The sequence below is a fragment of the Pseudorhodobacter antarcticus genome (assembly GCF_900110135.1).
Lineage (GTDB): Bacteria > Pseudomonadota > Alphaproteobacteria > Rhodobacterales > Rhodobacteraceae > Pseudorhodobacter > Pseudorhodobacter antarcticus.
In genome coordinates this window covers 84099-93004 of the sequence record NZ_FOCO01000012.1, presented here as the reverse complement: position 1 = coordinate 93004, position 8906 = coordinate 84099, and the positions used below count along the sequence as shown (strand labels likewise).

The following is an 8906-nucleotide window of genomic DNA, read 5'->3' as shown; positions in this document are numbered from 1 at the left end:
GGGTTTAGGCGTGCGCGCAGGGTTTAGGCGTGCGCGCAGGGTTTAGGCGTGCGCGCAGGGTTTAGGCGTGCGCGCGGACGGCGTATGCAATTATGGATGCGCGCCGACGGCGCGCAGCGCCATGTTGGCGTAGAGGGTTTGCACATCATCGCGGCTGAGGCGGCCATCGTCGCGGTACCAATTGGTGACGCCTGTGAGCATGGCGATAAGGGCATAAGTGGTGAGTTTGGGATCGGTCAGGGTGAATGCGCCGGTATCGCGGCCAGATTGAAGGATGAGATGCAGGTGATCTTCATACGCGCGGCGCAGGGATTCGAGGGTGGTGAAGTTTTCGGGGGTGAGGTTGCGCAGTTCCATATAGGCGATGAACACCGCCTCGGGGCGGTCCAGATGATAGCCGATGTGGAAGCGGGCGAATTGAGTGAGGCGTTGGGCGGGGGTATGGGCGGGGGGCAGATCGTTTAAGGCGGCCAGAAGGGTGATCATGTGATCTTGCATGAGATCGAAGAGGAGCGCTTGTTTGTCGGGGGTGTAGAGGTAGAGAGCACCTGCCTGCACGCCGACATGGGCCGCGATTTGGCGCATGGAGACGGCCGCAAAGCCGTGGCGCGCAAACAGATGGCGCGCGGCGTCGCGGATGCGCGGGCCGGTGGTGTTTGCGGAGGAGCCGATTTTGCGTGCCATGCGCCCGTGTTTATAGGAAGGGGTGGTCAAATCAAGCGCCGGGGTATGGGGCGCGCGGCGAGAGGTATTTGGACCAAGCCGAAGCGGGGCGGCTTGCACGCTTGCCCCAAGGCGGGGGGGGCGGTATGGATGGGACGTTGCGTTTTGGGATTTATGTTGATGCGCCCTGCCCTGATTGCCGTTTTGGTGTTGCTGACTGGTTGCGCGAGTTTTCCCGAAGTGGAAACAGCGCAGCAAGGCCGTGTGGCGGGTGTGACGCCCGCGCTGGTGCCGATGGCCGGATTGTTGGCGCAAGCGGGGCCCGGGCGGGCCAATGCGAATGCGCGCGATGCGTTGGACGCGCGGGCGGGTGGATTGCGCGCGCGGGCGGGGGCGATGCGCGGGCCGGTGCATGATGCGGCCACGCGGGCGCGGTTGGCGGCGGCGATTGCGGCCTATCCGGCGTTGATGGGCGGTTGATGGCCCAGTCTGCGGGACTGTCTGCGAGACGGTCTGCGGGACAGTCTGCGGGACAGTCTGCGGGACAGTTTCCCGCAGCTTGGCCGAGTGTTGCACGCGGGCGTTTGACAGGCTAACACATCGCGCAGATGCCCCGTTGATTATGGAGAATTTTATGGCAGCCCCGTTGCGTTTAGGTCTGGCCGGTCTTGGGACTGTTGGCATCGGTGTGGTGCAGATTGTGCAAAAGCATGCGGATTTGATTGCTGCGCGGTCGGGGCGCGCGGTGGTGATTACCGCCGTATCGGCGCGTGACCGCACAAAGAACCGGGATGCGGACCTGTCTGGCTTTGCGTGGGAGGATGATCCGGTCGCCTTGGCGTGCCGCGATGATGTGGATGTGTTTATTGAGGTGATGGGCGGGCATGAGGGGCCTGCGCGGTTGGCCACAGAGGCGGCGATTGCGGCTGGCAAGGATGTGGTCACCGCGAACAAGGCGTTGTTGGCGCATCACGGGCATCAGCTGGCGCTGAGTGCGGAGGCTGGGGGCCGGGTTATTCGGTTTGAGGCGGCAGTGGCCGGGGGCATTCCCGTGATCAAGGCGTTGACCGAGGGGTTGGCGGCCAACGGGATGCGGCGCGTGATGGGCGTGATGAACGGCACCTGCAACTATATCCTGACGCGGATGGAGGATGCGGGATTGCCGTATGATCAGGTCTTTGAAGAAGCGCGGCAACTAGGGTATTTGGAGGCGGACCCGAACCTGGACGTGGGCGGGATTGATGCGGGGCACAAGTTGTCGCTGTTGGCCGCGATTGCCTTTGGCACCCAAGTTTCCTTTGATGCGGTGGAGTTGGAGGGGATTGGCGCGATTTCGATCGACGATATTCGCCATGCGGGCGACATGGGATACCGGATCAAGTTGCTGGGTGTGGCCCGGATGACGGGCCGGGGGTTGGAGCAGCGGATGACGCCGTGTTTGGTGCCGATGGAAAGCCCGTTGGGCCAACTGTCGGGCGGGACAAACATGGTGGTGTTGGAGGGTGACAGCGTCGGGCAAATTGTGATGCGCGGGGCGGGTGCCGGCATGGGGCCGACCGCGAGTGCCGTGATGGGCGATGTGGTGGATATTGCGCGCGGCGTGCGTTTGCCCGTGTTTGGCGTGCCTGCGCGCGCGCTGGTGGTGCCCGTGGCGGCGGCGGTGGCGGCCGCATCTGCGTGGTATTTGCGGATGGTGTTGGTGGACAAGCCCGGCGCGCTGGCCAAGGTGGCGACCGCGCTGGGCGAGGCGGGGATTTCCATTGACCGGATGCGGCAATATGGCCATTCGGATGCGCAGGCCCCGGTGTTGATTGTGACGCATAAGGCGACGCGCGACGATGTGAACGATGCGCTGGCCCGGTTTGGGGCGACGGGGGTTGTGGTGGGCACACCTGTGGCCTTGCGGATTGAGGACGTGTGAGTGGATTGGTTCGCGCCCGTTGACATTTATTGTGAACGGGTGGGGGCCGGATTTTGGGCGGAGCCTGTCAATGCGCTGAGCAATTTGGCCTTTGTGGCGGCGGCGGTTTGGGCTGGCGTGGTGGCGCGCGGGCGGCAGATGCCCGTGGTGGTGTGGATGTTGATCGGGCTGGCCGCAGCGATTGGGGTGGGGTAGTTTTTGTTCCACACCTTTGCCAATGGCTGGTCGGAATATGCCGATACGGTGCCTATTTGGTCGTTTGTGGCGCTGTATGTGATGGTGGCGATGCAGCGGCGTGGCACCGGGGCGGATTGGGGTGATTGCGCTGGGTGTGGCGGCCCTGTTGGTCGTGGTGTTTTTGGCCAGTGGCGAGGGTGAGGCTGGGCCCGCGCCTTTGAACGGGTCGCTGCAATACGCGCCTGCGATGGGGGCGTTGGCGGTGTTTGCAATTCTGACATGGCGGCGGGGCCATGTATTGCGCCATTGGGCACTGGCGGCGGCGGGGGTGTTTGCGCTGTCGCTGGTGTTTCGCACCGTGGATTTGGCGGTATGTGCGGCGTTCCCGACGGGCAGTCATTTCATGTGGCATGTGCTGAACGGCGCAATGGTGGCGATTTTGCTGCAAATGCTGGTGCGGGCGCCTGCGGTTGGGCGGATGCGGGCCTAAGTTTGGGCTGTTAGCGCTGACAGGCTTGCGGCGGTCTGTGGGGCTGGATAAGCGATTGGAAACATCGCATCGCACAGGGAGGCCCACATGGCCGATAAACAGGAATTTCAGGATCGGTTGCTGTCGCTGGGCCTTGCCCGTGTGTCTGAGGCGGCGGCGCTGGCATCGGCCAAGCTGATTGGGCGCGGCGATGAAAAGGCGGCGGACCAAGCGGCGGTAAACGCGATGCGCGACCAGTTGAACCTGTTGGATATTGCGGGCGTTGTGGTGATTGGCGAAGGCGAGCGGGATGAGGCGCCGATGTTGTTTATTGGCGAAGAAGTCGGCACCGGCAAAGGCCCTGCGGTGGATATTGCGCTGGACCCATTGGAGGGGACAACGCTGACCGCCAAGGATATGCCAAACGCGCTGACCGTGATTGCGATGGCCCCGCGCGGCACACTGTTGCACGCGCCCGATGTGTACATGGACAAGCTGGCGATTGGGCCGGGGTTTGCGGTGGATACCGTGACGCTGGAGATGTCGCCTGCGGAACGGGTGCATGCTTTGGCGGCGGCAAAAGGCTGCAAGCCCGAAGATATTACGGTTTGCGTGCTGGAGCGCCCGCGCCATGAGGCGATGATTGAAGCGCTGCGCAGCACCGGCGCGGCCATTCGGTTGATCACGGACGGCGATGTGGCGGGGGTTATTCACTGCGCCGAAGCGGAGATTACCGGGATTGACATGTACATGGGGTCGGGCGGCGCACCAGAGGGGGTGCTGGCGGCATCGGCGTTGAAATGCATGGGCGGGCAGATTTATGGTCGCCTGCTGTTTCGCAATGATGATGAACGGGGGCGTGCCGCAAAGGCGGGGATTACCGATTTGAACCGGGTTTATACGCGCGACGAGATGGTGACGGCGGATGTGATTTTTGCGGCCACCGGGGTGACGAGCGGGTCGATTTTGGCGGGCATCAAGAGCGAGCCGGGTTGGATTACCACCGAAACGCTGTTGATGCGGTCCAAAACCCGGTCGGTGCGGCGGATGACGTATCGCTGCCCCGCGCGGTAAGGGTTTTTTGGTTTTTCGGCTGCCAAGGCCCGCGCTTGTTGAAGGCGCGGGCTTTTAGGTATTTAAGCCAAGACGAATTGAGTTTTAAGGATGCGTTAAGCATCAGGGGGCTAGCATGAGCGAGCGCGCATTTTTGGGGGTGGAGGCGTCGGCCACGGGGCGGCGCTGGATGGGGCCGAATGTGGAGGAGGCACGGCTGGCCGAAGCGATGATGCAGGCGACGGGGTTGCCGCAAGCGCTGTGCGTGACCTTGGTGCGGCGCGGCGTGGAGGCGGCGGGCGTGGCGGCGTTTATGGCACCGTCTTTGCGGGAATTGTTGCCGGACCCTTTGAGTTTGCGGGATATGGACAAGGCTGCAAAGCGGTTTTTGGCGGCATTGGCGGGGCGGCAGCGGATTGCTGTTTTTGCCGATTATGACGTGGATGGTGGCGCATCGGCGGCACTGTTGTTGGTGTGGTTGCGCGCCATGGGGCATGTGGCCACGCTGTATATTCCCGACCGAATTGATGAAGGGTATGGGCCGAACGTGCCCGCGATGGAAGCGTTGGCGCGCGACCATGATCTGATTGTCTGCGTGGATTGCGGCACCTTGAGCCATGAGCCGATTGCGGCGGCGAAAGGCGCAGATGTGATTGTGCTGGACCACCATTTGGGGGCGGAAACGCTGCCGCCTGCTTGGGCTGTGGTGAACCCCAACCGGCAAGATGAGGATGGCGCGCTGGCGCATCTGTGCGCAGCGTCCGTGGTGTTTTTGATGCTGGTGGAGGCGAACAGGCAGTTGCGCGCGGACGGTGTGACCGGGCCGGATTTGATGGCGATGTTGGATTTGGTGGCATTGGCGACCGTGGCGGATGTGGCGCCGCTGGTGGGGGTGAACCGGGCCTTTGTGCGGCAAGGGTTGGTTGTTATGGCGCGGCGCGAACGGATTGGGCTGCGCGCATTGGCGGATGTGGCGCGGATGGACCAAGCGCCGAACACCTATGCGCTGGGGTTTTTGCTGGGGCCGCGGGTCAATGCGGGCGGGCGGATTGGGGCGGCGGATTTGGGCGCGCGCCTGTTGGCATGCGACAATGCGGCAGAGGCTGCGGCCATGGCCGAACGGTTGGACATGCTGAACACCGAGCGGCGCGATATTGAAGCGGCGGTGCGCGCGGCGGCACTGGCGCAGGCCGAAGAACGCGGGCTGGACGGGCCTTTAGTTTGGGCGGCGGGGGCTGGCTGGCATCCGGGCGTTGTGGGGATTGTGGCGGCGCGGTTGAAAGAGGCCACAGGGCGGCCCGCTGTGGTGATTGGGCTGGAGGATGGAATTGGCAAAGGGTCGGGGCGGTCGGTGGCGGGCGTTGATTTGGGGGCGGCCATTCACCGGATTGCGGGCGAGGGTTTGTTGCTGCGCGGTGGCGGGCATAAAATGGCGGCGGGGCTGACCGTGGCGGAGGACCAGATTGAGGCGGCGATGGCGCGGTTGGGCGAATTGCTGGCGCGCCAAGGGGCGGGCACGGGCGGGCCAGCGGATTTGCGGCTGGAGGGTTTGTTGATGCCATCAGCCGCCACGCCTGCATTTATTGAGCAGGTGGAAGCGGCGGGACCGTTTGGGGCCGGGGCCCCTGCCCCAAGATTTGCCTTTGCAGAGCAACAGGTTAGCGCGCGACGGGTGGGCGAAAGCCACCTGCGCATCAGCTTTGGCGACGGGATGGGGACCAAGATTGACGGCATCGCCTTTGGCGCGTTTGACGGGCCGTTGGGGCCGATGCTGGAAAACCCAGGCGCGCAGCGGTTTCATTTGGCGGGGCGGTTGGAGATGAACAGCTTTGGCGGGCGCAACAAAGTGCAGTTGCGGTTGGAAGATGCGGCGCGGGCGTGATTTTTTCGCAAAAAGGCGGATTTTAGGTCTTGCGAGTCGCGGCGCGCCTGACTAAATACTGCCCTACAGAAAGCGCGGTCCGTTCGTCTATCGGTTAGGACATCAGGTTTTCAACCTGAGAAGAGGGGTTCGACTCCCCTACGGACTGCCACTTTGTAAGCTTATATGTCTGAAAACAAATGCTTATTCAGAATATAACCATTTTGATCCCACCGTTTTTCCCTCCAATGAGGTTAAGCAACCTAAGTAGTTGTTTCGATGCTCAGAGCGTCTTGCCAATTGGAACTCATGCTTCAAAGTATGTTGTAGGCTTCTTAGCGCGGCTCGTTGAAGGGCAATAAGTCCAGTCAGCTATGTCATGCACCTCACAGCTTTCACAGAGCGCTGCAATCGATTGTAGGAACCGTAATGATCCGAGTAACCGCGTAAAGTTTGCTCCAGTCTAGTTGAACCTCAAACCCGCTATTTTGCACTGCAGAAGATGTTTGTGGAATTTTATCGGTTTGACATAATGATGGCTCGCTTCGGTACGCGAACTCGCGCCTGATTATAAGGGTACGCTACACAACGTTGCAAACCTAGCAAGCAAGCCAACATAATTGCTTCGGCTCCCTAAATGGCTTCATGTACTTTTGCTTTCATGGTGAGCAAAATATGCTGTTATGCAAGCTGCTATCACCCACATTAAGGTCAAACTTAGGGAGGGAGAACCGCCCCAAGAAAGAGTACCCATCTCAGTCTCAAAATGAAATGCAAATTGAGCTGGCCCAACCAAAAGCAGACCCACAGTTATAGTGGTGATGAACAACCTCCTAAACATGAAGGCCCTATCGAACATTCGAAAAACCCACCGAAGCAAAATCATTAAAACAAAGGCCACTGCAATAGACAAAACCCATTGAAAATGAAGAGTGAATCGGCAAAGCAGAAACGATACGACGAACGTGCCCGCTAGGATGCCTTCAGCAGACAATACGGATGCTAGCAAGCTGACTTTGGGCCTGCCTTCCCGGAATTCAACCCAAACCAGCATGTCGACACCGGTACGCATGTTAATATCAGTGATCTTGGCCAGTTGGGCTGTCACATACTCAGCCTGCTCCAATCCAGTTAGTTTCGCTGCTTTTCTGTAGATTTTTTCAGCTCTTTTGGCGTATGCCTGCTTAAGCGCTTCAGTGGCCAAAACGAGCCTCATTTGTGTATACAGCTTCGACGTCTTGGAACCTGTCGACTTCTATATATTCCCCAGTCGAGTCGTCCAACAACTGCTCGGGTATCTCAAATGGACTTCGGTACACACCGAGCGACGCATGAGTCGTGGGCGAAACCACTCGATACCCAACCGATATTCCGCCAACAGAAACAAAATCGAGCAGTGCAAGCGTAAGAGCCTGTTCGCTAGGAGGCTTAACCAGCTCCTTCAACCGATTCAGCGTTAATTCGCAATAAGATGGAGATCCTCGAAGTTTGCCAACCTCAGCAGACAAACGCTCCTTCCAATCAGGTGAAATGGTTTGTGCAATCATGAGTTTTCTACGTTGAGCTTAAGAATTGAGCCCATAGCATCGTCATACTCATGTCGTGATAGGCTTGCGGTGAAAATTATCTCGTTTATGTCATCCGACAAAATCGCGTTAATCTGCTTCCCCCCCGAGTAATTGTAAGAGACGCGAACGTGCTCACAGTAAGGATCATAAGCCCCCCCGTTGAAAAGTCCTAACACACCAGTCATTACACTTGATGCAACCATACCTCCGTTTTCGATCTGCGAAGATGACAAAATCTTGTCTCCGAATGTGTTCCGAAGACTTGCTTGATTGAGCTGAAAATGTTTGGTTGCTTCATCCCCGGTTTGTAACGCAGATAGTGCGGCTTTGGCGTTTGCGAGGCTCATCTCAACCATCGGATCAGTAGCGACGAGTCCATTGAGATACCCCAACGCAGCACGCGCAGAACCAGAGTACGAAATTGGACGTTCTGATCGCGGGTCAAGTCGCACTTCAACCATTCCGTTTGCGTGTACTTTCACGACGTCCACTGCCCGATATAGGACCACCTCAGCAATGTAAGCTTGCCCACCGTTCCAATCTTGAAGCACAGCAGCTTTGCGGCGCTGGTCTGTTTTCGCAACTTTCAAAACAAAGCAGTTTTTATCGGATCCATCACCAACTCTCACTTCCGTCACAGTCGGCCTGTCGGGAAATGCCGCAAATACATATTCCCCTGATAATGGAAAACTTTTTGCTGACGCCCAGCTTTCAACATTTGTCATATCAAATGCACTTGTAAGCTCTGCAAGTTTGTCAGGATCATATTGGAACAAACGGACATGCTTTCTGCCGTGTTCTTCCGCTTGCCTGATCAGCTCCACCAAATCTGCCTTCAAAAGCTGACCATTTACCAGCGCAGGCATGAGACGGGTTTCTTTCATTTCTGCCCAACTAGATGCAGAGAACGATAAGCCTTTATCACGCAGCAATGCCCGAACTATGTCCAGTGTCACTTGTGTTTCGAGGATTTGAAGTAAGAGCACTTCGTCGACGTCTGCGAAGCGAACTGGATAATCCATAAGCTGTGTACCTGTGAAGCTGTGGCGACGTATGAGGGGCGATTTTTCAAAGTTTCTGTCGCGAGCATTTCACGGATACGTAACGGGTTCAACTCGTTCTGTGGCCCATGCCCCCCACGGCACTTCTTAGCAAGACCACAGGGTTAGTGCGCCGTACGATCACGGTGGTGCA

The 8906-nt window shown here is 58.8% G+C and carries 9 protein-coding genes and 1 tRNA gene; 7 read left to right on the top strand and 3 right to left on the bottom strand.

From position 1 onward, the window contains the following. Positions 1-90: 90 nt before the first annotated feature. Positions 91-684: a TetR/AcrR family transcriptional regulator gene (locus tag BMY36_RS08315; RefSeq protein ID WP_050518684.1), complete on the bottom strand. Its 594-nt coding sequence runs from the start codon at positions 682-684 to the stop codon at positions 91-93. A gap of 159 nt (positions 685-843) precedes the next feature. Here BMY36_RS08315 and BMY36_RS08310 point away from each other — a divergent pair, with 159 nt between their 5' ends. From BMY36_RS08310 to BMY36_RS08285, 7 genes are all read left to right on the top strand, one after another. Continuing rightward, positions 844-1143: a hypothetical protein gene (locus tag BMY36_RS08310; protein WP_139193975.1), complete on the top strand. Its 300-nt coding sequence runs from the start codon at positions 844-846 to the stop codon at positions 1141-1143. A gap of 154 nt (positions 1144-1297) precedes the next feature. Beyond that, positions 1298-2584 carry a homoserine dehydrogenase gene (locus BMY36_RS08305; protein WP_050518685.1) on the top strand — a complete coding sequence of 429 codons (1287 nt, stop codon included), beginning with the start codon at positions 1298-1300 and terminating at the stop codon, positions 2582-2584. Continuing rightward, complete coding sequence (locus BMY36_RS19200) at positions 2585-2779, top strand: hypothetical protein (protein WP_050518599.1); 195 nt, start codon at positions 2585-2587, stop codon at positions 2777-2779. It abuts the gene before it with no gap. A 100-nt stretch (positions 2780-2879) separates the two neighbouring features. Next, positions 2880-3251, top strand: a complete 372-nt coding sequence (locus BMY36_RS19195; protein ID WP_050518600.1) for a hypothetical protein — start codon at positions 2880-2882, stop codon at positions 3249-3251. Positions 3252-3338: 87 nt separating this feature from the next. Beyond that, positions 3339-4304 (top strand): class II fructose-bisphosphatase, encoded by a 966-nt coding sequence (glpX, locus tag BMY36_RS08295; protein WP_050518601.1) that lies wholly within the window; start codon positions 3339-3341, stop codon positions 4302-4304. 115 nt (positions 4305-4419) lie between these two features. Further along, on the top strand, positions 4420-6165 hold the full coding sequence (recJ, locus tag BMY36_RS08290; protein ID WP_050518602.1) for a single-stranded-DNA-specific exonuclease RecJ: 1746 nt from the start codon (positions 4420-4422) through the stop codon (positions 6163-6165). Between the two features lie 76 nt (positions 6166-6241). After that, a tRNA-Glu gene (locus BMY36_RS08285) sits at positions 6242-6316 on the top strand. Between the two features lie 471 nt (positions 6317-6787). On the opposite strand, the gene BMY36_RS08280 is transcribed toward BMY36_RS08285, so the two are convergent. Together BMY36_RS08280 and BMY36_RS08275 are read right to left on the bottom strand one after the other, a co-directional pair. Continuing rightward, a complete protein-coding gene (locus BMY36_RS08280) occupies positions 6788-7360 on the bottom strand; it encodes a hypothetical protein (RefSeq protein WP_050518603.1) in 573 nt (190 codons plus the stop codon). Between the two features lie 327 nt (positions 7361-7687). Beyond that, a complete protein-coding gene (locus BMY36_RS08275; RefSeq protein WP_050518604.1) occupies positions 7688-8734 on the bottom strand; it encodes a hypothetical protein in 1047 nt (348 codons plus the stop codon). Between the last annotated feature and the right edge of the window lie 172 nt (positions 8735-8906).

Bases quoted from the DNA above. Each gene is read 5' to 3' on its own strand.
- BMY36_RS08275 (WP_050518604.1), bottom strand. From the start codon at position 8,734: ATGGATTATCCAGTTCGCTTCGCAGACGTCGACGAAGTGCTCTTACTT.
- BMY36_RS08315 (WP_050518684.1), bottom strand. From the start codon at position 684: ATGGCACGCAAAATCGGCTCCTCCGCAAACACCACCGGCCCGCGCATC.
- glpX (WP_050518601.1), top strand. From the start codon at position 3,339: ATGGCCGATAAACAGGAATTTCAGGATCGGTTGCTGTCGCTGGGCCTT.
- BMY36_RS08280 (WP_050518603.1), bottom strand. From the start codon at position 7,360: ATGAGGCTCGTTTTGGCCACTGAAGCGCTTAAGCAGGCATACGCCAAA.
- recJ (WP_050518602.1), top strand. From the start codon at position 4,420: ATGAGCGAGCGCGCATTTTTGGGGGTGGAGGCGTCGGCCACGGGGCGG.
- BMY36_RS08310 (WP_139193975.1), top strand. From the start codon at position 844: ATGCGCCCTGCCCTGATTGCCGTTTTGGTGTTGCTGACTGGTTGCGCG.
- BMY36_RS08305 (WP_050518685.1), top strand. From the start codon at position 1,298: ATGGCAGCCCCGTTGCGTTTAGGTCTGGCCGGTCTTGGGACTGTTGGC.